Consider the following 26,746-nt stretch of genomic DNA (forward strand, 5'->3'; position numbering starts at 1 on the left):
TAGAGTAAAGGCCCAGGGCTAAAGCCCCTTTACTTTCATTGCTTTATCAGCGGGCTGAAGCCCGCTGCTCCCACCAACCTCTCCCCGAAATAGATCAACCGTTACTCAATGCCGAGTCAAACGCTATGTCGTCGGCTGCAGTTTCCGGCGCTCCGTCTCGAGATAGGTGAACCGGATACGGTGGATGACCGTGATGGTCGAGAGCACCGCCAGCACCCACAATGCGGGAGCCATCGTTCCCCAGTGGTTGAACAGGGCGCCCAGGATAATAAGCACGATGCGCTCCGGCCGCTCCATGAAGCCGACCTTGCACTGGCCGATCAGTGCCTCGGCGCGGGCGCGGGTGTAGCTGACCATCAGGCTGGCCGTCATGACGAAGGCTGCCAGGAAGACATAGAAGAACCGGTTGCCGCGGGCGTAAAAGACCAGCAGACCGAAGAAAAGCGCCACGTCGGAGTAACGGTCAATCACGGAGTCGAAGAAGGCTCCGAAGACCGAAACCTGATTGGTCTGCCGGGCGACACGGCCGTCGACCATGTCGAAGAGTCCCGCACCGATGATCACCAGGCCGGCATAGAGAAACATGCGGTCGGCATTCGCCCGTCGCGCGTAACCAAAGAAGAAAGCGGCGACGATGTTGATAATCAGACCGATGAAGGTAAGCGTGTTCGGGGAGATACGGGAGAGCGCCAGACCGTTCACGATCTTCTGCAGCAACCAGCCACAGGCTCGTCCAAATGCACTTGTCCAAGTCATTGTGTTCCGCTCTTTAGTCTAAACGCCCGTGGCAACTACGCCAAAATCGGGTCACTGGCCAGGAGGCACATAAGACGTGGCTCCTCGCCGGAGAACCGCGCTCAGCCAGATCCGGTTTCTGCTATTCCGCCGCTTCGTGAATCGTGGTGAGCTTCAGGATCTCCAGCTCGCGCTTGCCGCTGGGGGTAACTACGGTGGCGATATCGCCGACTTCCCTACCCACAAGAGAGCGGCCGATCGGCGAGGTTGTCGAGATCAGCCCTTTGGCCACATCCGACTCCTCGCTGGTAACCAGCTTGTAGGTCAGCTCTTCGTCTTTGCTGGAGTCAAAAACCACCACGGTGGAGCCGAAACCCACCTTGTCGTTGGGAATATTCGCCAGGTTGACCAGCGACAGCTCGGCCATACGCTTCTTCAACTGGCCGAGGCGGGCGTTCACAAACTCCTGCCGCTGCTTGGCCATGTGATATTCAGCGTTCTCGCTCAGGTCGCCAAGGGCAACCGCCTTCTTGATCTCAGCCGGCAGCTCGGTCGTCAGCTCGTACTCCAACTGCTTGATCTCTTCTTCGAGCCTCTTTTTGATGTGTTCGGGCATTCGCTTCGGGCCTTTGAAATGAAATAAGCGCTTCCCCGCGCGCTATTGGAACCACGCGTGGGCAACGCCCGCATGCGGCTATTCCTTGGAAACCTGATTATACGACGGGTGGTGTTTCGCGGGCGGCGCGGTAAGCCTTCTCGGCAAGGTAGCTTTCGAGCAGAACAACAGCCGCCACCTGGTCCAGCACCTCTTTGCGGTTCTGCGTCCCGTAGCCTGCCTGGTTCAAGCGTTCGTGGGCCTCGCGTGTCGTCAGCCGCTCGTCGAAACACACCACCGCAATGCCGGTGGCCTGTGCAACAGCCTCGGCAAACTCCCGCGACACAAGAGCGCGTTTGCCTTCGGTCCCGTCCATGTTGAGCGGCAGACCGGCAACGATCTCGGTGATCTCGTGTTTGCGAACCAGACGAGCGATGTTCTTCACATCGTCTTTCAAGCGGGTGCGCCGCAGCGTGAACAGAGGCTCAATCGTCACCCCCAACCGATCCGTCATAGCGAGACCGACAAAGGCGTCTCCGATATCGATCGCGAGTGTGCGAGAGAGCGGCTGCGAATCCATATCTGTCACTCTAACCCTCCGGAGCCTGTCACTCTCCCCTTCCGATACCGGTCACTTCATTCCACCGCCGCGGAAAAATCTGCCGCGCGGCTCCCTAAATTTTTCGCGCCGTCTGCCGATAACAAAGATGAAATCGTGTGAAATCAGAGGTTTGCGCTTTGGCACATTACATGCACAACTATCCCCAAATCCGGCGAAGGAGAATGTTTAGCTGCATGATGCGCAATCCGGCGACGGCCATTTGCCCCAATTGCCGCCAAGGCCATTTCAACCGCCGGGGTACGGAATCGGCCCCGCAACGGTACTTTTGCCAGATCTTCCGGCTCTTTCCGTGGGCGTGTTCTCAGTGTGAGTACACCGTCTATAGCCGGGACCGTGGCCATGTGCGGTACACCCCCAAGGTGGACGGTCTAACCCCAGCCGCAGTCAACGACCGCGTCCTGCGACGCGACCGTTCCGACTCGTGGGCGTAAAATCCCCAACCTTCAAAACTTATTCAGGTCAGCGCCCTCTGGAAGGATCAGAGGAATTGCTGACATTTAAGTCGAGATGTATCCCCGGCATCTCGGGGACGTAGCACTCTCCATCACGGGCATATGTCTTCGCACAGCTCGCTGTAATCTCGAGTCTTTGCGGAGACTGAGCAAACTGCCACACCGTCGCATTCGGGGTTCCGCTGTCGCTGAGCTTCGGTACATTCAACACACATCCAGGAGCAGGCCCTACCGGAGCGCAGGCGTCCTGCGCTACCCACAGCACAACCTCGTGCAGCTTGAGCTTCTTCACCCAGGCGGAGATATCTTCGGCCGTGGTGATGTGGACACCGCCACCCTCATCCACTGGCCGGCCGCTGCAGTAGGCCCCGGGAGTGTATCCGGCGGCTGCCACCACCTCTGTCCACCCCAGCGTGTAGGCTCGCTGTTCTTCGAGCATGCGTCCGCCGTCTTCCAGGTCCAGAAAAATCACCGCACCTGCAGGGAAGCCTTCACGCCTGGCGGCTGCGACTGCGGCAATGCCTTCGCGTTTGCCCAATGCCTCGGGCTTAAGACCGCGTCGCCCTGCAGCCTTGATCTCCACATCCCGCTTTCCGTTCCAGAGGATCAGGAAGCCGTAACCCATGCCGCGGATCGTCTCGCGCTTGCCGACCCAGGTATTACGGGTCTCTTCAGGAGGATTGTTAAGCCAGTAGCCGGTAAAAGCGAAGCGTGATTTTGCGGCGCGCAGGGCGGCATCTCCGGGATAGTCGTTGCGGTCGAAGCCAAGCTTTTCCTGGGCGTGCGCCAGCGTGGAAGCACCCATCGTCAGCGCCAATAGAAACCATCGAAACTTCCGCGAAATCATCTGCACATGCCCATGCTACCGTGAGCGCATGACCACAGCCGTTGCCGATCTGCGTTATCCCATCGGGAAGTTTTCACGTCCTGAAACCATCACGCCCGCGCACCGCAAGGAAGCGATCGCCGAAATTGCCGCACTTCCGGAGAAGCTCACCGCCGCGCTCGCCCGGCTGAGCGAAGCACAGCTCGACACTCCCTATCGCGAAGGCGGATGGACAGTACGTCAGCTGGTGCACCACATCGCTGACTCGCACCTGAACGCCATCACCCGGCTGAAACTGGCGTTGACGGAAGAGAAGCCCACAATTCGTCCGTACGACGAGAAGGCCTGGGCAGAGCTGCCGGACACCAGTCTCGACGTCGCCGTCAGCGTCGACCTTCTGAAAGCTCTTCACACGCGCTGGGCCACGGTTCTCGAATCACTCGACGACGCTCAGTGGCAGCGCCTGCTGCAGCATCCGGAGGAGCCAGCACCATGGACTGTGGAGCATCTGACTTTGATCTACGCCTGGCACTCGAAGCACCATGTAGCGCACATAAAGCTGCTGGAGCAGCATGACTAAATAATTGAATGATTGAATAATCGGGCGCCATCGACGTCTATCGAAGCCGGGACTATCCCATTCTTCAATGATTCAATCATTCCATTATTCAATTGGTTTCCGTATCCCCAGCGTCGCCTTCTTCCGTTCCTGCGGCTTAATGGCCTCGCGGTTTTCGGGGGCGTTGGGGTGAACGCCGAAGTCCCATACGCCGAGGTTGATCTCTTTCTCGCTGAGGATCTCCATCAGGGCGTACTCGCCGAAGTCGAGCTGTTCCTTTGGCGTGAGCTTCATCCAATGGCCGCCGGGCAGCATCTCGACCGTGGTGGGGATCACGTCCTCCTGCCGCTTGGTCGTGCCGATCATCGAGATGTTGAAGCTGGAGACGACGCGTACATCGCGCCGCACGTCGCAGCGAACGATGACGTAGGTGCTCTTATCGGATCCACCGGTCGGAGCCTGCTGTTGTTTGGAGCCGTGAGTGTTGACCTCGAAGGCGTTTGAGGGGCCATCCGTATCGTCATCACCGACACGGATATACAGCGGGCCGTCGGGTACGTGCAGTTGGATGGGCGAGCGTGAGCCCTTCAGCTCCACGACCTGGTGCGAGGTAGAAAGCGGGTTGATCGCTGCCTTCAGGATGTTGTGCGCCGTCTGCTTATTCAGCTCTCCGGAGGACTGAGCCAGCGGCACCAGCTCCGGCGTGCCGCGGAAGGTATCGAGCGCGAGAACCGAGGTGTCTTCGGGAAGACGCAGATTGGGTGCTACGTCGGGAGTGCGGGCGCGCAGGTCGGCCTCTTCCTTCTGGAGCTCGGGGTCGAGTTGCACCTTATTTTGTGCAGCCTGGGCAGCGCCGGGAGCGTGGTCCTTCTGGTACCTCTCGGTCGCCTCCCAATCAATCAGGTTGGAAGGGATCTCTTCCTGGCTTCCGCCGCGCTCAGCCGAGGTATAGACCACGTTTTTACCGGAGATGCGGTAGCTGGTCACGACCTGGTAACTGCCGTCTTTCAGGATGAGACGGGTGCGCTGTGGGCCGTTATAAGGCTGCTGCGCGACAGCCAGGCCACAGCTTAGGCAAGCCAAACCACCGCTCAGGAACAAGATAAGCGCCACGGAGCGCGACATTTTCGTACTTAGAAGCGTCTTCAACATAAGTGGCCACACGGTTAGACGTATTCGTGTGTGCTTTCGCAACTGTGATACGGTCAGTGCTATGAGCATGCTACGACAGATCAATGCTGGCGAGCGGCGCACGTGGATGCGCTGGGTTGCCGTGTTGTGCATGCTTCTGATCATGGTGGCCAGCACGGTTGAACTGTGCCACACACATCCGGATATGGTGAAGCAGTCGCGCGATCAGCGCCAGTCTGCGCCCACCGACCATTGCCCGCTGTGCGTGGCCATGCACTCGGCGTTACCCACTTCCCTGCATGTAACTCCCGAGCCTGTGATGCACGTCGGGACAGTACAGGGACCGGCCATCGATACGCGCCGCCGTCTGCTGTGGGCACATGGGCTGGCCAGCCGTCCTCCTCCGTCCGTGACAACGATCGCTCTGTAGGCAAGGGCCTCCCTGCCGTTTATCGGCGGAGCACCCTCACATAGCGCGTTTTCACCAGTAAAGACAGGAGTTCCCATGAAGAAGCTTTTTCTGCTCGTACTGAGCGGAATTGTTCTGCTTTCCGCTCGCGTGTACGCCCAGGGTACGGCGGGCAGTGTCAGTGGCATTGTTACCGATTCCACCGGTGCCGTAATCTCAGGCGCGGTGGTCACCATCACTAACCCGGTCAGCGGTCACGCCCAGACCGCAACCACCGGCAGTGATGGCCGCTACACCGTCAGCAATCTTCCTTTCGGCCGCTATCACGCCAGTGCCGCGGCACAGGGATTTCAGCCGCAGGCTTCGGACGTGCAACTGCGTTCCGCGGCCGCTGCCTCGCTCGACTTCCATCTGGCCGTCTTTGCCGGAAATGAGGTCGTGACCGTGGAAGCCGATGCCGAAGATCTGATCAATCGCGATCCGGTTGCCAGCACTGCGATCGACCGCAGCCTCTATGAGAAGCTGCCGACCGAGAGCACGGCCGCTCCTCTTAGCTCGCTGGTCACACTCAGCACACCCGGCATCGCCTCCGACTCGAACGGCCTGTTCCATCCGATGGGCGAGCATGCCGACACCACCTACTCCATCGACGGCCAGCCGGTCAGCGACCAGCAAAGCCGTGTCTTTGGCAACCAGCTCAGCGTGAACGCCATTCAGTCGGTCAATGTGATTGAGGGCATTCCTCCGGCCGAGTACGGCGACAAGGCCAGCCTGGTAGTACAGACCACGACCCGTTCCGGACTCGACTCCAAGCATCCGACTGGAACCATCTCGGCCAGCTATGGCAGCTTCGGCTCTGCAACACTTTCAGGGGCAGTCGGCATCGGCACCCAGCACTTCGGCAACTTCGTCAGCCTCGACGGCGTCAACAGCGGCCGCTATCTGGATACACCGGAGTTCCGCCCTCTGCACGCGCACGGCAACAACCAGAACTTCTTCGATCGCTTCGACTTCAAACCCGATGATCGGGATACCTTCCAACTCAATCTCTCCGCTTCCCGTTCGTGGTTCCAGACACCGAACCAGTACGACCAGGAGGCCGCCGGACAAGATCAGCGCGCCAAGATCCTGAGCTACAACATCTCGCCGAGCTGGACCCACGTACTGAACTCCAGCATGTTGTTCAGCGTGAATCCGTACCTGCGTCAGGACAACTTCCACTACTATCCGTCGGACAACGTCTTCAACGATCTGCCGGCGACGCTGTCGCAGTCGCGCCGCCTGCAGAACGCCGGCATCAAGACCGATTTCTCGTGGACCAAAGGCATCAACACGCTGAAGGTGGGCGCCAACTTCTATCACACTTTCCTGCACGAGGGCTTCTCGCTGGGCATCACCGATCCCAGCTATAACGATCCCAGCAGCGACAGCTATAACCCCAATTTGGCTCCCTACGACCTGACCCGCGGCGGCGCGCTCTACCGCTTCAACGGCCGCACCGACATTAAGCAGGAGGCACTTTACGTGCAGGACTCGCTGCTATGGCGCGGTATTGAACTACAGCTCGGAGTCCGCGCGGACAACTACAGCGGCCTGAGCAGCCGGTCGATGGTGCAACCGCGTCTCGGCCTTAGCTATCAGGTCAAGCAGACCAATACCGTGCTGCGCGCCGGTTACGGCAAGCTGTTCCTGACGCCATATAACGAGAACCTCATCGCCTCAAGCTCGACCGGTGTCGGTGGCCTCTCCAATGGTGTCTTCGCCGCCGAACCTCTGAAGCCCGGCGGACGCGACCAGTACAACGTCGGTTTCGAGCAGGGCTTCGGCAAGCACCTCGTCGTCAGCGGTGAGTACTTCTGGAAGTTCACCGACCGGGACTTCGACTTCAGCGTGTTGTTCAACACGCCGCTGGCCTTCCCGATCCAGTGGAAGAAGTCGAAGATCGACGGCTTCGGCATCAAGGTGAATATGCCGAACGTAAAAGGCTTCTCGGCCTACTCCGTTCTGGGCCACACCCGTTCCCGCTTTTTCGGACCGGAGGTTGGCGGCATCCTGTTCAACGATCCCAGCGTGACCGATGCCACCGTCTTCCGTATCGATCATGACCAGGCCTTCCAGCAGACCTCGCACCTGCAGTGGCAGCCGAAGAAGGAAGGTGGATGGGCAGGCCTGACCTGGCGGTATGAGAGCGGACTGGTCGCCGGCAACGCTCCCTTTGCTACCGATACAACCTCGCCGGTGGACCTGACCTACCTGACTGCTGACCAGCAGCAGCAGATCGCACTGACCTGCAACGGCGTACGCGCCACAATGAACGCACCACTCTCAAGCTGCGCGCCGAACCTGCTCTCTTCGCCCCTGGTTTCCATCCCAGCCCCTGGGACGGAGGATGATGACCGCAACCCGCCTCGCATTGCTCCGCGCACCATGTTCGATGCCGGTCTGGGGTGGGACAACCTTTTCCATAAGGACCGAATCAAAACGAACATAAGCCTGACAGTTGTGAATCTGACAAACAAGTACGCGCTGTATAACTTTTTGTCGACGTTCAGCGGAACACACTTTGTTTCGCCACGCACAATCAACGGGCAGGTGTCATTCAACTTCTAATAGCCCTCCCCCGGTTTCGTTGAGTAGCCCTCCCCCGGCGCCTCAAACAACGGTTGGATGACACCACAGCGGCTCCGGAGCGAACCTCCGGAGCCGTTTTTGTCCTCAGCGAAAACGGCTATAATGGATCGTGCACCCCTGTGGAGCCAATCCTGAACAACTGAATATGTGGAGGCGGAGATGTCGGCAAAATACATCTTTGTAACGGGCGGAGTCGTGTCTTCCCTGGGTAAGGGGCTTTCTGCTGCCTCAATCGGCAGCCTGCTGGAGGCGCGTGGTCTTCGGGTCAATCTCATGAAGTTTGACCCCTACCTGAACGTCGACCCCGGCACCATGTCCCCTTTCCAGCACGGCGAGGTCTTTGTAACCGACGATGGAGCCGAGACCGACCTCGACCTGGGCCACTATGAGCGCTTCACCCATGCCCGCCTGTCGCGCGATAACAATCTGACCAGCGGTCGTATCTATGAGCAGGTCATTACCAAGGAGCGCCGCGGCGACTACCTGGGCAAGACCGTGCAGGTGATTCCCCACGTCACCAACGAGATTAAGAGCGCCATGCGCAAGGTCGCGGCCGACTGCGACGTCGCCATCGTCGAGATCGGCGGTACGGTCGGCGACATCGAGTCGCTGCCCTTCCTGGAAGCCATCCGTCAGATGCGGCAGGACCTTGGCCGCGACAACACCTGCTTCGTCCACGTGACCCTGGTTCCCTGGATCGCCGCCGCGCAGGAGCTGAAGACCAAGCCCACGCAGCACTCCGTGAAGGAGATGCTCTCCATCGGTATTCAGCCGGATGTGCTGCTTTGCCGCAGCGAGCGCAACCTGCCCCGCGACATGCGGTCAAAGATCGCCCTCTTCTGCAACGTAGAGGAAGCGGCCGTCATCGCCGCGCGCGATGTTGACACTATCTATGAGCTTCCCATCGCCTTCGCTGCCGAGAAGGCGGACGAGCTGATCCTGAAGTATCTGCGCATCGATGCGAAGCCGGCCGACATCTCCAAGTGGCAGGACCTGGTGCACCGCGCCCACAATCCCAAGGACGAGGTCCACATCGGCATCGTCGGCAAATATGTGGAGTACGAGGACAGCTACAAATCGCTGAAAGAAGCCCTGATTCATGGAGCGCTGCGTCACAACCTGAAGCTGCGCGTTACCTGGATCGAGGCTGAAGGCCTGGAGACCGAAGACGACAGCTACCGTGAACAGTTGCGGGATTTCGACGGCATCCTGGTGCCCGGCGGCTTCGGCAAGCGCGGTATCGAGGGTATGCTCAACGCCATTCGTTATGCGCGTGAAGAGAAGGTGCCTTACTTCGGCATCTGCCTGGGCATGCAGACAGCGTGCATCGAATACGCCCGCAACGTCTGCGGCCTGGCCGGCGCCAACTCCGGCGAGTTTGACCCTGCAACACCACATCGCATCATCTATAAGCTGCGCGAGCTGATCGGCGTGGAAGAGATGGGCGGCACCATGCGCCTGGGCGCGTGGACCTGCGTGATGGAGCCGGATTCGCTGGCTGCCAAAGCATACGGAGCAACCGAGATCAGCGAACGCCATCGTCATCGCTATGAGTTCAACCGCGAGTACGAAGCAGTGCTTACCGGCGGCGGCCTGCGACTGACCGGAACCACGCCGGACGCGACCTACGTAGAGATCGTTGAGATTCCCACGCACCCGTTCTTTATCGGCGTGCAGTTCCACCCTGAGTTCAAGTCGAAGCCGCTGGAGCCGCACCCGATCTTCCGCGACTTCGTTGCTGCCAGCTACAAGAACCGCGGCCACAAAGAAGCTCCGTTGACGGCAGGGCAATCAACGGCGCTCGCGGAATAAAGAACGAGCGAATATGATTCATGCAATAGAAAAGCACCGCAATGAGCGGTGCTTTTCTATTGGGGACAATATCGTCGGCCTAGCGGCCGGATAGAGCTCCAACCAGGTCCACCACGTCGGCGATGACGCGGGTAGTCGGGTTATAGGCGACCACATACCCCTCGTAGTAGCCATACCGGTATCCCGGTGGAGGCGCCTGCAGGCCACTGTAGTAGGCCGGAGGCACCGTCTGAATCACATAGGTACGGGGAACCACATAGCCGGAATAGAAGCTGGGACGGCGGCGGCCCTTCCAGCGGCGAACATCGTTGTCATAGTAGCCGCGGAAGTGCTCACGCTCGTCACCACGGAAGCGCCAATCGGGACCCATCTTTTTGGCCTGGCCCGGCGGGATGTTGCCGTCCATTTTCTTAGCCTGACCTGGCGGAAGATCACGGTCCATCTTCTTAGCTTGACCCGGTGGGAGTCCACCATGACCTGGCTGCGCATACGCGGTCGCTGTTGCCACCGCCGCAAATAAAAGTGCTACACGGAGAGACTTCAAGGGAGCGTACATTTTCTTAACTTTCTCCTTACTGCTTTCATTAGATGCAATTTTCTGTTCAGCCACCATGAAAAACGCGCATCCAACTTCTTGCCATGGTTGAGGAACGGAAGCATAGCGGATGGGCGGGGCGCTTTGTCATAGCGCTAACTATTGTCTTTCTAGTGGGATCGGTAGCAACCGTCCTTTATCTGCGGCATGCGGTCACGGGTGTCTCCGGGCGCATCGCTTCCCTGCTGTTAGGCCGGCCCGTAAGTTATGACACTTCGGTGCCGGTGGTCATCGAAAAGATCCAGTCGCTGCGGCGGATGGAGACGGTCTCGTACTCCATGGACACAATCGTCGAAGGCAAGCGCGGCAATGACGTACTGCCGGATCTGCTTTTCGGCGACCGCCTGCTGCTGGTCGTTCACGGACAGGCGATCGCCGGTGTCGATCTCGCCAAGCTGAAACCTGAAGATGTGCGAGTCGCCAACGGCGCCATCCATGTGGAGTTGCCGCCTTCAGAGCTCTTCTCCGCCAATATCGACAACCAGAAGACCCGCGTCTATCTGCGGACGACAGGTCTCTTCGTGCCCGCAGATCAGAATCTTGAGACAGAGACCCGCGCCAAAGCCGAGGACCAGTTGAAACAGGCGGCGCTGAAAGACGGCATCCTCGACAACGCCAAACGCAATGCGCAGGCAACCGTAACCACGATGTTGAACGGGCTGGGGTTTACGCGCGTCGATGTGAAGTAGCACTGACGCGACAGGCTCGCTGAAGATCGTTGCTGGAGCGTATTCGTTTGGTATTTTTGGTAGGAATTTAGGGTATTCCTCACCCACCCTAGCGTTGCGAGGGTGGGGCACCCGGCGAAGAAAAATGAGAGAAACAGATTTCTCCGCTGCGCTCCGAAATGACAAACAAAGGTGCCATGGCTCTGAGCGCTGAAGGCGCGCTCTATATCAGCCTGGGGCAACGCCCCAGGTCTCCGGCACATTGAAAGTCCAAGGGCTGAAGGCCCGCTCTATAACTAGGACTCTCAAAGCAACGCGAATTGGCCAACACGCCGAGGAGCTATGTTTACGCCCGCTGAACGCCCGGGACATGGGGCACTGGGTGCGACAACTCTCCCTGCCTCTTGACGAAACCATAACCATTTGGCTATGGTTTCAGTGTGAAAGCAGCCCATGCCAATCACGTCTTTCGGGCTCTTGCCGATCCGACCCGCAGGTCGATCTTCGAGGAGCTGACCCGGCAGGGAGAACAGACCGTTCACGCATTGACCCGTTATGCAGGTGTATCGCAGCCTGCTGTCTCCAAACACCTGACGGTGTTGAAGCGGGCAAAGCTGGTACGGCATCGCCGCGAAGGACGCGAGACACACTATCGCGCGCAGCCCGATGCCCTGGCGCCGATGGTGGACTGGCTGCAGCACTACGGCACCTTCTGGAGCGACAAGTTTGATCGCCTGGAAGCCCTTCTAGAGAGGATGGAACCATGAGCAGCTCCGCAGAGAATACGCGCACCCTTGTGATCGAGAGAGTCTTTCCACACACACCGGAGAAGCTGTGGCGGGCGCTCACCGAAACTCCACTCATCGCGCAGTGGCTGTTGAAGAATGACTTCGCGCCGACGGTTGGACACAAGTTCCAGTTCCGTTCCGAGCCGATGCCGCAGTGGGATGGCGTGATCGACTGCGAGGTGCTGGTCGTCGATCCGTTGAAACAGCTCTCGTATAGCTGGAATGCTCTTGGACTTGAAAGCGTGGTGCTCTTTACGCTGGCGCCCACACCGGGCGGCACACATCTCCGCATGGAGCACTCCGGTTTCCGTGCCGATCAACAGGCGGCATACCACGGAGCGAACTACGGCTGGCAGAAGTTCCTTGGCGGTCTGGAGCGCGTACTCGCAGGAGATGTGCAATGAAAGCCTCCAAAGGTCTGCTCCTCGGCTTCTGGATCTCTACCGTCATCTTCGCGCTGCAGATGGGCTTCACCGCCTACGCTCAATTGAAGTTGCCCCAGGTGGCCGAAACCTTCACCCATCTCGGCTTCCCTGGCTACTTCCGCATCGAACTCTCGTGGGCCAAGTTTGCAGGCCTCGCAGCGCTGCTCATTCCCATGGTTCCGGCGCGGCTCAAGGAGTGGGCCTATGCCGGCTTTGCCATCACGCTCGTTTCGGCGTTGCTCGCTCATCTTGCCGTCGGGGATGGGTTCGCAGCATGGAGCTGGTCGGTAGGAACTGGCGTACTGTGGGGCGCGTCGTACTTCTTCTTCCGCCGGCTGCAGCTGGACGCCGCCCCTTCTTCGGTTTGAGGTGTGTAAGATACACCTGCGATGACGAAAGCTGTTCTCCTGCTCGAATGTTCTGACCGCAAAGGCCTGGTTGCTGCCATCATGAACTTCCTCGTGTCGGAGTATGACGCGAATATCCTTCATGCCGGCCAGCACCAGGACGCGGAGCTCGCGCGCTTCTTCATGCGCATCGAGTTCGAGTGTGCCAGCGAGCTGATTCACGAACGCGTCTTCGCAGAGCGCTTCCGCAAGATCGCCGATGAATACAACATGCGCTGGCAGCTCGCCGAAAGTGATGTCAAACTGCGCGTCTGCCTCTTTGTCTCGCAACATCTGCACTGCCTGGCCGACCTGCTGCAGCGCTATCAGGCCGGCGAACTCGAGTGCGAGATCGCACTCATCATCGGCAACCATCCTGATGGCGAAAAGCTGGCTGGCTTCTATGGCGTGCCCTTCGTTCACCTGCCTATTGATCGCGACAATAAGGCACAGGTGGAACAGGGGCAGCAACGCCTGCTGGCAGAACACCGCGTCGATCTGGTCGTGCTTGCGCGCTACATGCAGATCCTGTCACCAGAGTTTGTCGCAAAGTGGCCGGCTCGCATTATCAACGTGCATCATTCGTTCCTGCCTGCCTTTATTGGAGCAAAACCCTATCATGCAGCCTTCAATCGGGGAGTGAAGCTGATCGGCGCAACCAGTCACTATGTCACCAGCGATCTGGATGAAGGCCCCATCATCGAACAGGATGTGGTTCGCGTTACACAGGGAGACACGATCCCGGATCTCGTCCGCAAGGGACGCGATCTGGAACGTATTGTTCTCTCACGCGCGGTTCGCTGGCACCTGGAGCACAGGATTCTTTACTACGGGAACAAGACCGTGATCTTTGACTAGCGCGTCTTGATTGATTCGACTTTTGCTAGTGTTTCAGCGAGCGCTCTTCGCACCGCAGGTGCGAATGTCTTGCTTAAGGGGACGGCTTTAGCCGTCCCGTCCTCGCACTGAAATACATGCGGCTTTAGCCGCTGAGGGTGTCGTTCGGTGAAAACTGTTCTAGAGTATTTCTCCTGTTGCTGGGTATCCCGTGAGGAACGTGCAGCGGCGTTTTCATTGCGGAAAACGCCCATAGATGCACAAGCCCCGCAATACACCTGCAGGAGAAATGCTCTAATGTTTTTTGCCGAGGAAACATGAAGTTGCCGCATCCGTTACAACTTCGTCTGCCTCCGTGCAGATGGCATCGAAGGCAGACCTTATGGCTCTGCCTTGTGATTTTGTTTTTCTGTATCCCTCTCTACGGCATCGATCGCGACCGCACGCTCGGCCAGCTTCATCACACGGGTTGGACTTACATCGAAGGAGCGCCCGGCCAGGTACGGGCGTTAGCCCAAACTACGGATGGTTATCTGTGGCTGGGAACGGCAACCGGATTATTTCGTTACGACGGCATTCAGTTTCAACTCTACAAACCACAATCCGGTCAGGCCTTCCCGCAACGCGACGTGGCCTCTCTCTTCGCTACGCCAGATGGTGGCTTATGGGTGAGTTACTTCTATGGAGGAGTGAGCTTCGTTAAAAACGGGACAGTCACGGACTATGGGAAGCGCGACGGGCTTCCTTCCGGTACGGTACTGGCATTTGCGCGTGACCGGCAGGGCGTGATCTGGATTGCAGCGGGGAACGATGGGCTTGCTCGGCTGCAAGGTTCACGCTGGAAAAAGGTTGGTACGGACCTGGGATTCTCAGGCGCAGCCAATACCGTCTTTGTGAATCGCGCCGGTACCGTCTGGGTGGGCACACCGACCAGCGTCGCCTATCTCCCCGAGGGAGGGGCGCGATTCCAGATCGCTGCACGGGGCCTGCTTCGTGTCAGAAACTTTGCTGAATCGCCCGACGGCACATTATGGATGGCGGAATCAGGTTATGGCGTACGGCCTGTTCCCTTGCCCGAAAAGAACGGCGGCAAGCGGGGGCCGGCAGTGCTGGTAGGATCGCACGCAATCGCATTCGATCAGCGAGGAAGTCTTTGGATTACCACTCTGGGCAACGGAATCCGTCGCGTTCCCTATCCGGACCGTCTCCGCCCACCAAAGGTGGAAGGCCCATCCGCATGGCGATTCCACAATCCTGAGGTGGAGGAGTTCACTCCACAGGAAGGCCTGACAAGCGATTACGTGGATTGCCTGCTGGAGGACCACGAGGGAAACCTATGGATCGGCACGAGCGGCGGTCTGGATCGGTTCCGGCAAAGTCCCGTCGTCTCGGTCCCGGTACAGCCCGTTGCGAATCATGGTGCACTGCCGATCCCGTCCGTGCAATCGTTCACGACAAGTGCGCTGGCTGCAGGAGACGAGGGTGCGCTTTGGGCTGCAGGGATTGGGCCTCAGGTCCTGGTGAAGATTCACGATGACGGGGTCGTCACACAACTCCGTGACCGGTACATTGATTGCATCTATCGCGATCCGAGTGGTGTTGTGTGGCTGGCGACGCCGTGGTCCATCTTCCGGCTTGCGGGTGAATATGAGATCCCATCGACAAAGGCAGCGGTAACGTACAACTTCGATAGCGTCGTGTCTGCAGGTCAGGGCCAGACACTACGCCGGCTCCATCTCCCAACTGGAGATGGAGTTGCTGTGAGCCTGCAATCGCGCGTCAAGACGATGACCCAGGACCAATCAGGCAGACTATGGGTATCGATGGAGTCAGGGACCTTTCGATTGGAGAGATCTGGATGGACCAGCCTCGAAAGTCTTGGTGGACCTCGGGGTACCGCAACCGCCGCATTTACTGATTCCCAGGGACGTATATGGTTCGGATTCGCAAACACCATTGCCATGCTGGATCGAAAGGGCGTAAGGACCTTCTCCAGAAAAGACGGCATTCAAGTGGGAACCATCACATCGATTCAGAGCAAAGGGTCGAAGATCTGGATCGGTGGCGAGTTCGGTCTGGAGTTCTGGGACGGCAACCGTTTTCAGCCGGTAAGCCCGGCAGACGGAAGCGCCTTCAGCGGTGTCTCTGGAATCCTCGCGAATTCTGACGACGGACTATGGTTCGCTGAGCAGCGGGGAGTGATTCACATTCGCGAAGCTCAGCTACAACAGTTGAGCCCCGGCAAAGTGGAGTTCGAGAGTTTCGGTTTGCTGGACGGTTTTACCGCTGCACTCAGGGGCTCTCTCTCCTCACCATCGGCTGCACAGACAACGGACGGCCGCCTCTGGTTCGCCACTACAAAGGGGCTGGCCTGGATCGACCCCAGGCGCGTTGTACGGAATGAAGTGCCACCGCCGGTATTGGTCGAGTCCGTTCTTGCCAATGGCAGGAAATACGACACCTCTGCATTCTTCAGGTTGCCGCCCCGGACGAGGAATCTACAGATCGTCTATACAGCGACAAGTCTCACGATTCCCGAACGCGTTCGCTTTCGCTACAAACTCGAAGGCCAGGACAAGGACTGGCAGGACGCGGGAACACGCCGCGAGGCCTTCTACACCAATCTCGACCCGGGCTCGTATCGATTCCGCGTGATCGCCTGCAACAACGATGGGGTGTGGAACGAAGCTGGATCGACGCTGTCTTTTGTTGTGTTGCCCGCGTTCGACCAGACGTTATGGTTCAGGCTTCTTTGCGTGGCCGTTCTGGCGGGGTGCCTGTGGTTGCTTTACCTGCTGCGGCTGAAACAGGTAACCGCACACGTCCGGGAGCGGTTAGGCGCGCGTCTGGAAGAGCGGGCGCGTATCGCCCGTGAGCTGCATGACACGTTGCTGCAAGGTTTTCAGGGCCTTTTGTTACGCTTTGACGCCGTAAAGAAGGCAATTCCCCAGGACCATCCTGCACGTAACCAGATGGAGAGTGTGCTCGATCGCGCCGACGAAGTTCTGCACGAAGGACGGGAACGAGTTCGCGATCTTCGTCATGACGAAATCTCTGCAAACGAACTGCCTGACAAGCTCGCGGCATCCGGCGAGGAGCTCAGAAAGGATCATGAGGTCAGCTTCAGCCTGAGCGTGATCGGAACGCCACAGCCCCTCGATGCAACAGTCGGCGACGAGGTAATCAGGATAGGACAAGAGGCATTGGCCAATGCGTTTCGACACTCCAGGTCTTCGAAGATCGAGGTTGAGATCACGTATGACCCTAACCGGGTACGGCTCAGAGTGCGTGACGACGGCGTGGGAATGAGTCAGGATGTGTTGGTTCGCGGCCGGGATGGTCATTGGGGGATTGTCGGCATGCGTGAGCGGACCCAGAAGATCGGCGGACAACTGAAGATCTGGAGCCAGGAGAGCGCCGGAACCGAGATTGAGCTCACAATTCCGGCCGCGATTGCATATCCGCTCGCCCACAAGGCAGAACGTTGGCATTGGATTAAGCGCCTTCTCAGTCCAGGCGGCTAAGCGCGTCGATTCATTCGCGACAACCCTTCTCCACAAGAAATTTAGCCAGGTGTATCGACACATTCGCCGTTCAGTTAAGAGTTATGGAGCGGGCCTTCAGACCTTCTCTTCTCAATGTGTCTCGAGACTGGAGCAGTTCTTGGGTCATACACATTGGTGCGTAACTGAATCAACAGGTTCCACAGAACGGGGAGTAGCGATCCATGTCCGTGCCTTCTGTATAGGCCTGATGTCCGATGAACGAAATTCTCCGCTTCGTATACTAGCGACATCTTCTCGCAAGGTCTCGACCAGTCATGCACCTTCGTCACCTGCACTCCGGCATTCTTTCTCTGTTCCTCATATCGGCGGCCCAGGCGCAGTTCGGCTCCGCACCTGTGGGGAACACTCCGTCGCCGAACGCGGCGGGCGGATATATTCGTGACTCGCGCCAGCATCCTGCCGAGCCCTCCCGCGACAATGCGTTTTCCATGACCGCCAATCGCTACGGCATCGCCGCTACGCTGCAGACGCTCGCCTCGCAGGCCAGCGCCACCATCCTTGCCAGAGGAGGAAACGCCGTCGATGCAGCGATCGCAGCGAATGCGGCCCTGGGCGTGATTGAGCCTGAGATGGATGGAATCGGAGGCGATCTCTTCGCCATCGTCTGGGACCCGAAAGAGAAGAAGATGTACGCCCTCAACGCGAGCGGCTGGTCAGCCAAAGCCGAGACTATCGACGCCATGAGAGCGAAGGGCGTTACCAAAATGGACGGCGCCAGCATCTATGCGGTCACCGTTCCGGGCGCCGTTGCCGGATGGGCAGCACTGCATGCGAAGTTCGGCAAGCTGCCGCTTGCTGTCGACCTCGCTCCTGCCATCGCTCTGGCGGAGGACGGCTTTCCGGTCACCGAGACTGACTCGGCCACCTGGGCGCAATACGGCGTGCCTTTCAAAGACCGAGCGGCCTTCGCCTCTGTTTTTCTTCCCAAAGGGACCTATCCACGCGAGGGAGAGATTTTCCGTAATCCTGATCTGGCTAACAGTCTCCGCCTGATTGCGAAGAATGGAGCCGATGCCTTCTACCGCGGCCCGATCGCTGATGCAATCGTCCGGCTCTCTGACCAGAGCAACGGCTTTCTCACTAAGGCCGACCTCGCCGAATACAAGCCGGAATGGGTCGAACCCATCTCCACGACCTATCATGGCTGGAGCGTCTACGAGACTCCGCCGAATACCCAGGGAGTCGCGGCCCTCTCCATGCTCAACGTGATGGAGCTCTATCCGTTGCGCGATTGGGGGCATGACTCGGCGAAGACCCTGCACATCGAGATGGAAGCCAAGGCGCTTGCCTATGCCGACATGCTTCACTACGTCGGCGATCCGAACACGGATGAGATTCCGACAAAGAAGCTCCTCTCGAAAGAGCTCGCAAAAGAGCGCGCCAAAGGCATCACCGATCAAGCGAACTGCAAAGTGCTTCCCTCCGACCGCAAGGCGCAACTCGACAAGCTGCAGTCAGACACGACGTACCTCGCTACCATCGATCGTGACGGCATGGTAGTTTCATTCATTCAGTCGGATGCCGGCAGCTTCGGCTCCGGCCTGGTTGCGGAGCACACCGGCTTCGTACTGCATAACCGTGGCAGCGGTTTCTATATGCAGCCCGGCCAGCCTAACTCGCTGGCAGGGCACAAGCGGCCGCTACACACCATCATTCCGGCGATGATGCAGAAGGATGACAAGACCATTGGCTTCGGCATCATGTCCGGTTTCAACCAGGCGCAGGCTCATGCGCAGTTCGTTGCCAATGTCGTCGATTTCGGCATGAACATCCAGGCGGCCATGGATGCTGCCCGCTTCAACAAGGGAAACTCCGGCTGCACCGTCAGCGTTGAGGATGGCTATCCGCATGAGGCGCTGGAACAGCTTGCCTCACAGGGACACCAGATTGTCCTGGTGCCGCGCTACTCGCAGGTGATGGGACGAGGCAACGCGGTCATGCGCAACGAGACACTCGGCGTGAACTTCGGAGCTACCGATCCCCGGGCCGATGGACAGGCAACTCCGGAGCAGCCACCGTTCTAATTCTCAGTCGGTGTGCGATCAACGTGGTCGATGACGAGGAACTCGACGGGAACGTTTTGCGGCTCCAGCTTTAAGCCGAGTGTCGTCTGAATCGCGGTGAAGATGGAAGGAAGACCATCATCGGTGGTGGATGCGTTCGACGCGAAATCGAGCTTGATGTCATAGCTGCCGCCGAGCCCGGTTTTATCGACAACCGGGCGTCCGGCAGGATGCTGCAACATGCCGGCAAGATACGGCATAGACCAGTTGAGCCCGTTCAGTTGCTCGTCCGTAACGCTGACGCGATACCCCGGGAACTTTGAGCCCTTGGTCGGTTCAAGCTTTGGGCCGTCCTTCGCGAGCATAAGCGCATAGCCGGGCATCTGCCTGGTCTCAGTGTGCGTGACCAGATGAAAGCGTTCCTGTAGTAGAGACTGAAGCAGGGGCCTGAGCTCTTCGCGGCTGAGAGCAATGTTGCCGGAGGGCCTGGCGTCTACATCGAAGTGCGTGGCCCCAAGCCACGATGGCTTGTTGGCGATCTGATTAGCGTCGATACCGTAGGCCAGAACTATTAACCATTGCAGAGATAAGTTGTGCGCTGTGAACTTGCCCGTACTCGGAGGGCTCCACGAGCCATCAAGCTCGCTTCCTGTTGACTCGCGAATGGACGCGACTTCAAAGGATGGCCGCGATTGGGCGGAACAAGCGGTTCCCACAACAAGGGCAAGCAACAGAGCAATGAGCGCCTTTGAGGACATAGGAGTCGGTTCAGCTTATGATGTTCCCGGATGGCATAGGCATGTCAAGAACATTCAACTCAGCGAAGCTGCAGCTTGTTGGTGTATTGCTGATTCTTATCGCCGCCGTCTTCGCCCGCGCTCAAAGCACGCCTCTCATCGACTATCACCAGCACCTGCTCAGTCCCGAGGTGGCGAAACTGATTGGAGCATCCAGAACTTTCTCCGCAAGCGATCTGATCGCCGAGATGGATCGCGCCGGCGTGAAGAAGGCAGTGGTTCTATCGCTCGCATATCAGTTCGGCAACCCGAATCGGCCTCCCGTACAGGATGAGTATGCCAAGGTGAAAGCGGAGAATGACTGGACTGCAGAACAGGTCAGGCAATACCCGGAGAGGCTCGTTGGAGTCTGTGGTATTGATCCACTGCGTGAATATGCCGTAGCTGAGATTGAGCGATGCGCCGAAAACCCTTATCTCAAGACAGGCATAAAGCTGCACTTTGGAAACTCCGACATCGATCTTGACAATCCGTCCCACGTCGCTGCGCTTCGCAAGGTATTCCAGGCAGCCGACCGGCATCACATGGCGATCATCGCGCATATGCATGCGAACGTGACACATCATCGGCCGTACGGAAAGAAACAAGCGGAGATCTTTCTGAGCCAACTGCTTCCTTCAGCTCCCCATAGCGTAGTGCAGATTGCCCATCTCGCGGGAAGCGGAGGATGGGACGATCCGGCAACGGATGAGGCGCTTTCGGTCTTTCTTCATGCAATGTCACAGCGCGACCGACGCGTAGCGCACGTTTACTTCGATATCTCGGGCGTAGCCGGTCTGGGAGACGCTTGGGAGAGCAGGAAAGACGGGATCGCGGCCGAAATTGCATCAAGGATTCGCCAGGTTGGTGTGCGCCGCGTTCTGTTCGGAAGCGACGGCGCATGGACAGGCTTTACCCCAGTGAAGGCCATTGCCGCCTACCATCAGCTTCCTCTGACAAAGGAGGAGATCACTACGATCGACAACAACCTTGCTCCCTACATGAAAGTGAGCAGCGGGCGTTGAGGCACTAAAGGACTACAGGCCATCCATCGGCCCAGCTGACCTCTTTGACCCAGAGCGTGGCTCGGCCGCCTTCTGTGATCTTCTGTCCATGGAAGACGATCATCGTCTTTCCACTTGAAGGATCGTCATACACCGTTCCACCACCGACGCCGACCCATTGTGCGCTCCCCTCAAGAATTACCGTCGAACCACCATCCATCATCGGCGTGCCGTCTTTGGCGACAAAGGGGCCATTAGGACTCTTCGATCGTCCGACAGCCATCTTGTAGTTGTTGGTAGCGAGATCGGCGTTGCAGCAGCGATCGATGGAGACAAACAGGTAATACCAACCGTCGTGGCGAAGCTGCGAGGAACCTTCGATGGGATGCACCGGAACCCATGGGCGGGCGGCCATCTCATAGACCGGTCCAGGCTTCAGCATGCCGGTCGCCGGATCGATCTCACGCTGGCGGATGCCGTCCCAATAGCTGCCGTAACTCAGCCAGACACGGTCGCCATCGACAAGGACGTTGGGATCGAGGTCGTTAATCTCCGCTCCTGCAAAGGATTCAGTGACCATGCCGCGGTCGACCCAGTGATAGCGAGGGTCCTGAAAGTCGAGCGTGACATTCGTTGCCAACCCGATGACCGTACGGGTCGTATTCACGATGGAGGCGGAGTAGTAAATGTGATATTCGCCGTTGAAGTAGGAGATGTCCGGAGCCCAGATCTCCGTGAGACCCGGGAGCTTAGCCTGTAGCCAGGCCGGCACGGCGGGAAAGACACTTCCGCAATAACGCCATACAGCGCGGTCGCTGGAGCATAGAAATGGAAGCGAGCCATTCCATGCGCCGACGGCATCGGTGACAAAGAGATAGTACGTTCCGCCGGCATAGATCACGCTGGGATCGCGTACCGGAGCGATATCACCGCTCACTGAGGTTGCACCAAGAGCGATCGTCGGCTGACCGCCGTACGAGAGCGGATTCGCCGCGATATCGGAGGCATGGAGGCCTGAACCGCAGCTCGAAAGCAAGGCAGAAAACGCACTGAGTGCGCAAAGGACCAAAGCCCTTCGGGGGGGGGACATAACAACACCTGCAACTTCGCTGTACTTCGATTATCGCTAAAAGGCTTGGCAAATGGGAACACTTTCGACCTGCAGCGGCGTTACAGTTCCAGGGTGGGAAGAAAGCATAAGCCGGGAGTAGCGGCCTTAACCGAATGCAGGTTGAGATCCCTTCCTGTTTTCTATGACTTACCTGTTAGATAGCAATTCCTATGTGGTCAATCACATGTGCCCTGTCATTCAGGAGCCCTCCGATAAGACTTGACATTTCTATTCCATAGGCATAGATAATCTATGCCTATGGAATCTACCTCTAAGCAATCGATGCCTTCCGGCGCCCTGGCGATGCTGGTCCTGCGCGTGCTGAGGGCGGGACCGCTCCACGGATATGCCATCGCACAGAAGATTCATGTGCTCTCCAATGAGGTTCTGGAGGTAGAAGAGGGTTCTCTCTATCCCGCGCTGCAGAAGATCCTGCTGAAGGGATGGGTGAGCGCCGAATGGGGCATCTCCGAGACCAACCGGAAGGTGCGCTTTTACAAACTGACGACGGCGGGCCGTAAACAATTGGAAGCTGAGCTTCGGGACTATGACCGGGTCACCGAAGCGATCAAGGCGATTCTGAGGACGGCCTAGGAGGCGGGCATGGGTGAGCTTTGGCGGAGACTCTGGTACCTGCTGCATCGCAGACGGATGCAGCGCGAATTGCAGGACGAGATGGTCTTTCATCGTGAGATGCTGGAGCGCTCCGGCACGCCGCGCAAGCACTTCGGCAATGAGACGCTGCTGCAGGAACGCTCCCATGAGATGTGGGGATGGACATGGATCGAAAGGCTGGGGCAGGACCTGCGCTACGGCATGCGGACGCTGATGCGGTCGCCGTCGTTTTCCATCGCGGCAGTGCTGGTGCTGGCCGTCGGCATCGGTGTCAACGTCGCGGCCTTCGGTCTGTTCAACATGTTCGTGCTAAAACCGCTGCCGGTTCGCGATCCGGATACACTGGTGCGGCTGCAGCGAAGCGCCCCTGGCACCTTTTCTTCCTCGGTTCCCTATCCCTCGATCGCGTTCTACCGCGATCACGCGAAGACACTGCATTCGGTGATGGCCAGCACCGATCGCGACGTGATTCTCGAACAGGAGAACATACCGGCCCGTACGCGGTTTGTGACAAGCAACCTGTTCCATGAACTGGGAGCGGAGACCGGACTGGGACGCGTGTTTGATCCTGACCTTGATGACCCGAAGGGCGCGCCTCCAGTAGTAATGCTGAGCCACACCTTCTGGGAACAGCACTATGACAGCAATCCTGCCGTCGTAGGCCGTGTTGTGCATCTGAACCACAAACCGGCAACCGTAATAGGAGTCGCTCCGCGTAACTTCAGCGGTCTGGGGCTGCCGCATGAACCTGCATTCTGGATACCGCTGACACAGGAACCCTACTTCGTGGAGGGCAGTACTGTTCTGACCGATACCTCTCTCGACGGAATGGTTGATATGTGGGCTCGCCTGGAAAAGGGAGTCTCACCAAGGGCAGCGGAGCAGGAGTTGCTTGCGCTAACTGACGAACTGCGTCGTCAATCACCAAAATCTGTGTGGGACAAGGAGAGGCTTGTCAGCGAGCCCGGCGGGTACCTGCAGGCGGTACGGAAGGACGACGTGCCGATGATCATGCTGGTAGGGACACTGGTGCTGCTGATCCTGACCGTCGCATGCAGCAACCTCGGTGGCCTGATGCTCGCGCGTGGTGTCACTCGTTCCCATGAGATCTCGATCCGGTTTGCGCTGGGCGCAAGCCGGCAGCGCATTGTGCGGCAGCTCTTAACGGAGAGTCTGCTGCTGGCCGCGATGGCCGCCACGGCTGGAGTTGGTATGGGATATCTCTGCCTGCGGGTCTTTCTCTCTCAGGTGAATGCTCCTCCATGGCTCAATCCTGCTCCCGACTGGAGAGTGGTGCTCTTTGCCGGCGCAACAGGGTTGATTGCGTCCGTAGTCTTTGGCCTGGCTCCGGCGTTGCAACTTACCGCGAAACGGAGAAGCGGAACGCGATCGAGGCAGGTGCTGATCACGGCGCAAATTGCGGCAAGCTGTGTGCTGCTGATCGTCGCCGGGCTTCTGGTCCGCGCATTACACTTCGCGGTCTCGGGTGATGCAGGTTATGACCACGAGCACATCCTGGTCGTGGATCCTGACCTTGCGGCCCATGGATATTCTGCTACAACAGCGAGAAGCTACCTGGACACGGCACAGGCGAGATTGCGCCAACTGCCCGGAGTCACCTCTGTTGGCCTTACATCGATGGCTCCGTTGGGCCATAAGAATGTGACTTCACTTGGCGGATATCCTTTCGGAATCTTCGTCAGCCATGTAGAGCCTGGTTTCTTCAACACAATGGGGATCGCGCGCCTCAACGGACGCGACTTCCAGCGGGGAGACACGAACGAAGTCGTTGTCAGTGAATCATTAGCCCGGCGTGTGTGGCCGGGTGAGGCTCCTCTTGGGAAACAGTTTCTTCTCGACCCTTCCAATGCGCTCTCGGAGAAGTTCACCGTGGTGGGTGTTGTAGCGAATGCGCGCATGATGTCGATGCACGACCCCGATGCGACAGAGCTATACCAGATAAGCGACGATGGATCTCTGCCGCACATGGTGCTTCTGGTACGCACCCAGGGAAAGCCTGAGGATCTGGCAACCGCGGTGCGGACCGTAACCTCCAGCATTGATACCGGCCTATTCCCCACCGTCCATCGTTTGAGCGAGTCGTTCCAGGACGAGGTTGGCACTGTAGAAAAGGGAGCCATGATCGCGAGTCTGATGGGAGCCTCCGCCGTGTTGTTGGCGGCCGTAGGCCTGCTTGGACTGGTCGCATACGCCGTCTCGCAAAAGACACGGGAGATCGCCATCCGTCTCGCTCTCGGCGCAAAGAAGACACATGTGATCAAAGCTATGCTGCGTCAGTTTGTTGTGCCGGTGGCGATTGGATTGATCGGCGGCGCGGGATTGGCTGCGGCGGCTTCACAACTGCTTCGGCGCATCCTATATGGCGTGAGCGGCCTCGACCCGGCCGCCTATCTCGGTGCGATTGGACTGCTGACTGTCATCATCTCGTTTGCGGCATGGGTGCCGGCACGTAAAGCTCTCGGGGTTGATGCAATGAGGGTCCTACGGCATGAGTAGGCAGTCGAATCAGCGGCATGAGCAGAACGAGGATCAACCGACGATAGCAACATGACCGAGAATCCCCTCGGCGAGCCTCTCGTCGCCATCGATTGCGATTTGCGACATGGCGACATCGCGGTCGATCCCTTTGGTGAAGAGCATCCATGCGATCTGCTCAGGCACTGTGACGCTGCACGCAATCCGCGAAGGCATCTCCTTAAGAAAGTGCCAGCGATGCTCCTCCCGCGAGAGCACCCAGGTTCCGCCACACTCTCCTGAGATCTCAAGCAAGACATTGATTCCGGATGGCGCATCGATATGCCGATAGGCATACGGTAGACCGCGAATGAAACAGTCCAGCACAGGATGATAGAGCTCCGGCGTCAGAATTCCCGGCCTGCCCGTCGCCAGACGGATCTGCTGCTGATGGTGCCAGCGTTCGGTCAGCTCCCGTGCCGTATCGAACCAGTTCGCCGAGGTCTCTTCTCCTGCCCAGCTGACGTTGAAGGTTGCCTTGGCAAATGGATCGAGCGATTCGTGAAAGTCCGCCGATTGCTCGCAAGCCGTCTTCATTAGGTCAATCATTACCGGCGGGCTGAGCCGGCGAAAGACGGATACGCCCTCATAGTTCAGACGATTGACCAGTGAGACGACCTCCTGCGGCGTTTGCGGAATCTGCTTCTCGACAAACCACGCGTCACGCACCATGGAGAGCTTCCGCAATGCGGTATCCAGAAGATGTGCGGTGACATCGCGCACCTCCCACCGCGGCGATACGGTGCGGTATCCCCACTCTTCTTCGGTGAGAGAGCTCAACAGATGCAGCAGCTCGCGATCAACCTTTCGCAGAAGAGGAGCGCAAAGAATAGGTTCGTACCCTTCAAGCCGGCGGTGGGTTTCCATCGCGCCATGCTAGAGCATTTTCCCTGTTGCTGGGTAGCCGGAAAGAGGAGTGCAGCGGCGTTTTCATTGCGGAAAGCGCCATAGATGCAGAGGCCCCACTCTACACCTACAGGGAAAAATGCTCTCCCAGAACAAACCTTTGAGCAAATCTCACTCCGAATCGCGATCGCGTTTCCTGCGCTGATAGGCCGCGACTTTGATCTTGTTACCGCAGATATTCATGCTGCACCAGCGGCGTGATCCCTTCTTACTGGTGTCGAAGAAGTGGACGATACACGACTCGCATTGACGGATACGTGAGGTCTCGGTTTCGGCCAGAAGATCGGCGGCTCCATCAACAATGGGAGCCCACAAATCCGCGGGCTCTACGGGATCAAAAAAAGTCTCGCGCACAACTCCGCTATCGCGCCTGCGAAGCGTGGTGCGAAGGGGATATTGCTGCAGCCGCGCATTGATCTCTTTCAGGAAATCATCGGAAGGAGCTGAGCCGGCCTCCATGCGCACGACCGCATCTCTTAGACGCTCCCGGAAGGCGATGAGATCTTTCCGGAAGGCCTCTGCTTCGGAGGATTGCCGCCAACTCCGCAGAAGTGACTTCGTCTTCGGTGAAGTCACCACTCCCGATGCGATAAGCCACCGCTCCAGGGCGTGCACGTCCGGCAGCAGCTCGGTCGGACCGTCGGCCAGGATCGGCTTCGTGTTGAGAAAGTCCAGGATGGGACGGTTGGCGACGAACAAAAAGCCGTCAACCCATTCGCCGGCATCTGGAGAAGCAGTTCGCATGGTCTTCCTTTCCAA

24 protein-coding genes are annotated in these 26,746 nt (G+C 58.4%); 14 read left to right on the forward strand and 10 right to left on the reverse strand.

Annotation, left to right across the window (positions count from 1 at the left end; all coding sequences use genetic code 11):
- Positions 1 to 123 precede the first annotated feature (123 nt).
- From FTW19_RS00915 to FTW19_RS00930, 4 genes are all read right to left on the reverse strand, one after another.
- The gene (locus tag FTW19_RS00915; protein ID WP_147645828.1) at positions 124 to 756 is read right to left on the reverse strand and encodes a CDP-alcohol phosphatidyltransferase family protein; all 633 of its coding nucleotides are present in this window, start codon (positions 754 to 756) and stop codon (positions 124 to 126) included.
- A 121-nt stretch (positions 757 to 877) separates the two neighbouring features.
- The gene (locus FTW19_RS00920) at positions 878 to 1,351 is read right to left on the reverse strand and encodes a GreA/GreB family elongation factor (RefSeq protein ID WP_147645829.1); all 474 of its coding nucleotides are present in this window, start codon (positions 1,349 to 1,351) and stop codon (positions 878 to 880) included.
- 97 nt (positions 1,352 to 1,448) lie between these two features.
- Positions 1,449 to 1,910 (reverse strand): Holliday junction resolvase RuvX, encoded by a 462-nt coding sequence (gene ruvX, locus FTW19_RS00925; RefSeq protein WP_246153779.1) that lies wholly within the window; start codon positions 1,908 to 1,910, stop codon positions 1,449 to 1,451.
- A gap of 501 nt (positions 1,911 to 2,411) precedes the next feature.
- Positions 2,412 to 3,251 carry a glycoside hydrolase domain-containing protein gene (locus FTW19_RS00930; protein WP_147645831.1) on the reverse strand — a complete coding sequence of 280 codons (840 nt, stop codon included), beginning with the start codon at positions 3,249 to 3,251 and terminating at the stop codon, positions 2,412 to 2,414.
- A gap of 28 nt (positions 3,252 to 3,279) precedes the next feature.
- On the opposite strand from FTW19_RS00930, the gene FTW19_RS00935 reads away from it, so the two are divergent.
- Positions 3,280 to 3,810, forward strand: a complete 531-nt coding sequence (locus tag FTW19_RS00935) for a YfiT family bacillithiol transferase (protein ID WP_147645832.1) — start codon at positions 3,280 to 3,282, stop codon at positions 3,808 to 3,810.
- An 84-nt stretch (positions 3,811 to 3,894) separates the two neighbouring features.
- On the opposite strand, the gene FTW19_RS00940 is transcribed toward FTW19_RS00935, so the two are convergent.
- Positions 3,895 to 4,902 (reverse strand): hypothetical protein, encoded by a 1,008-nt coding sequence (locus FTW19_RS00940; protein ID WP_246153512.1) that lies wholly within the window; start codon positions 4,900 to 4,902, stop codon positions 3,895 to 3,897.
- Between the two features lie 100 nt (positions 4,903 to 5,002).
- Here FTW19_RS00940 and FTW19_RS00945 point away from each other — a divergent pair, with 100 nt between their 5' ends.
- The 3 genes from FTW19_RS00945 (at position 5,003) to FTW19_RS00955 (ending at position 9,772) form a co-directional block, all read left to right on the forward strand.
- Positions 5,003 to 5,350: a hypothetical protein gene (locus FTW19_RS00945; protein ID WP_147645833.1), complete on the forward strand. Its 348-nt coding sequence runs from the start codon at positions 5,003 to 5,005 to the stop codon at positions 5,348 to 5,350.
- A gap of 75 nt (positions 5,351 to 5,425) precedes the next feature.
- Entirely contained in the window at positions 5,426 to 7,939 is a 2,514-nt protein-coding gene (locus tag FTW19_RS00950) for a TonB-dependent receptor (protein WP_147645834.1), read from the forward strand.
- 180 nt (positions 7,940 to 8,119) lie between these two features.
- Complete coding sequence (locus FTW19_RS00955; protein ID WP_147645835.1) at positions 8,120 to 9,772, forward strand: CTP synthase; 1,653 nt, start codon at positions 8,120 to 8,122, stop codon at positions 9,770 to 9,772.
- 79 nt (positions 9,773 to 9,851) lie between these two features.
- Here FTW19_RS00955 and FTW19_RS00960 read toward each other — a convergent pair whose 3' ends face one another.
- Positions 9,852 to 10,328 (reverse strand): hypothetical protein, encoded by a 477-nt coding sequence (locus FTW19_RS00960; protein ID WP_147645836.1) that lies wholly within the window; start codon positions 10,326 to 10,328, stop codon positions 9,852 to 9,854.
- An 83-nt stretch (positions 10,329 to 10,411) separates the two neighbouring features.
- Between FTW19_RS00960 and FTW19_RS00965 the strand changes: the two genes are divergently transcribed.
- The 7 genes from FTW19_RS00965 to ggt all read left to right on the forward strand — a co-directional run bounded on the left by FTW19_RS00965 (position 10,412) and on the right by ggt (position 19,061).
- Entirely contained in the window at positions 10,412 to 11,056 is a 645-nt protein-coding gene (locus FTW19_RS00965; RefSeq protein WP_147645837.1) for a DUF4230 domain-containing protein, read from the forward strand.
- A 419-nt stretch (positions 11,057 to 11,475) separates the two neighbouring features.
- Entirely contained in the window at positions 11,476 to 11,802 is a 327-nt protein-coding gene (locus FTW19_RS00970) for an ArsR/SmtB family transcription factor (protein ID WP_147645838.1), read from the forward strand.
- Positions 11,799 to 12,227 (forward strand): SRPBCC family protein, encoded by a 429-nt coding sequence (locus FTW19_RS00975; protein ID WP_147645839.1) that lies wholly within the window; start codon positions 11,799 to 11,801, stop codon positions 12,225 to 12,227. Before FTW19_RS00970 ends, FTW19_RS00975 begins: the two co-directional genes overlap by 4 nt.
- A complete protein-coding gene (locus tag FTW19_RS00980) occupies positions 12,224 to 12,616 on the forward strand; it encodes a DoxX family protein (RefSeq protein WP_147645840.1) in 393 nt (130 codons plus the stop codon). Before FTW19_RS00975 ends, FTW19_RS00980 begins: the two co-directional genes overlap by 4 nt.
- Before the next feature lie 21 nt (positions 12,617 to 12,637).
- Positions 12,638 to 13,492, forward strand: a complete 855-nt coding sequence (gene purU / locus FTW19_RS00985; RefSeq protein ID WP_147645841.1) for a formyltetrahydrofolate deformylase — start codon at positions 12,638 to 12,640, stop codon at positions 13,490 to 13,492.
- A gap of 296 nt (positions 13,493 to 13,788) precedes the next feature.
- The gene (locus FTW19_RS00990) at positions 13,789 to 16,995 is read left to right on the forward strand and encodes a sensor histidine kinase (protein ID WP_147645842.1); all 3,207 of its coding nucleotides are present in this window, start codon (positions 13,789 to 13,791) and stop codon (positions 16,993 to 16,995) included.
- Positions 16,996 to 17,291: 296 nt separating this feature from the next.
- Complete coding sequence (gene ggt / locus FTW19_RS00995) at positions 17,292 to 19,061, forward strand: gamma-glutamyltransferase (RefSeq protein WP_147645843.1); 1,770 nt, start codon at positions 17,292 to 17,294, stop codon at positions 19,059 to 19,061.
- On the opposite strand, the gene FTW19_RS01000 is transcribed toward ggt, so the two are convergent.
- A complete protein-coding gene (locus FTW19_RS01000) occupies positions 19,058 to 19,798 on the reverse strand; it encodes a TIGR03435 family protein (RefSeq protein WP_147645844.1) in 741 nt (246 codons plus the stop codon). The two genes, ggt and FTW19_RS01000, sit on opposite strands and share 4 nt — an antisense overlap.
- 41 nt (positions 19,799 to 19,839) lie before the next feature.
- On the opposite strand from FTW19_RS01000, the gene FTW19_RS01005 reads away from it, so the two are divergent.
- Complete coding sequence (locus FTW19_RS01005) at positions 19,840 to 20,841, forward strand: amidohydrolase family protein (protein ID WP_187143186.1); 1,002 nt, start codon at positions 19,840 to 19,842, stop codon at positions 20,839 to 20,841.
- A 4-nt stretch (positions 20,842 to 20,845) separates the two neighbouring features.
- Here FTW19_RS01005 and FTW19_RS01010 read toward each other — a convergent pair whose 3' ends face one another.
- Positions 20,846 to 21,910: an arabinan endo-1,5-alpha-L-arabinosidase gene (locus FTW19_RS01010; protein ID WP_147645846.1), complete on the reverse strand. Its 1,065-nt coding sequence runs from the start codon at positions 21,908 to 21,910 to the stop codon at positions 20,846 to 20,848.
- Positions 21,911 to 22,189: 279 nt separating this feature from the next.
- Here FTW19_RS01010 and FTW19_RS01015 point away from each other — a divergent pair, with 279 nt between their 5' ends.
- Both FTW19_RS01015 and FTW19_RS01020 read left to right on the forward strand, forming a co-directional pair.
- On the forward strand, positions 22,190 to 22,525 hold the full coding sequence (locus FTW19_RS01015; RefSeq protein WP_246153513.1) for a PadR family transcriptional regulator: 336 nt from the start codon (positions 22,190 to 22,192) through the stop codon (positions 22,523 to 22,525).
- Positions 22,526 to 22,534: 9 nt separating this feature from the next.
- Entirely contained in the window at positions 22,535 to 25,063 is a 2,529-nt protein-coding gene (locus FTW19_RS01020) for an ADOP family duplicated permease (protein WP_147645847.1), read from the forward strand.
- Positions 25,064 to 25,096: 33 nt separating this feature from the next.
- On the opposite strand, the gene FTW19_RS01025 is transcribed toward FTW19_RS01020, so the two are convergent.
- Together FTW19_RS01025 and FTW19_RS01030 are read right to left on the reverse strand one after the other, a co-directional pair.
- On the reverse strand, positions 25,097 to 25,948 hold the full coding sequence (locus FTW19_RS01025; protein WP_147645848.1) for a maleylpyruvate isomerase N-terminal domain-containing protein: 852 nt from the start codon (positions 25,946 to 25,948) through the stop codon (positions 25,097 to 25,099).
- A 150-nt stretch (positions 25,949 to 26,098) separates the two neighbouring features.
- Positions 26,099 to 26,731, reverse strand: a complete 633-nt coding sequence (locus tag FTW19_RS01030) for a CGNR zinc finger domain-containing protein (protein WP_147645849.1) — start codon at positions 26,729 to 26,731, stop codon at positions 26,099 to 26,101.
- Positions 26,732 to 26,746 lie beyond the last annotated feature (15 nt).

This window comes from Terriglobus albidus, assembly GCF_008000815.1.
In the GTDB taxonomy this organism is placed as follows: domain Bacteria; phylum Acidobacteriota; class Terriglobia; order Terriglobales; family Acidobacteriaceae; genus Terriglobus; species Terriglobus albidus_A.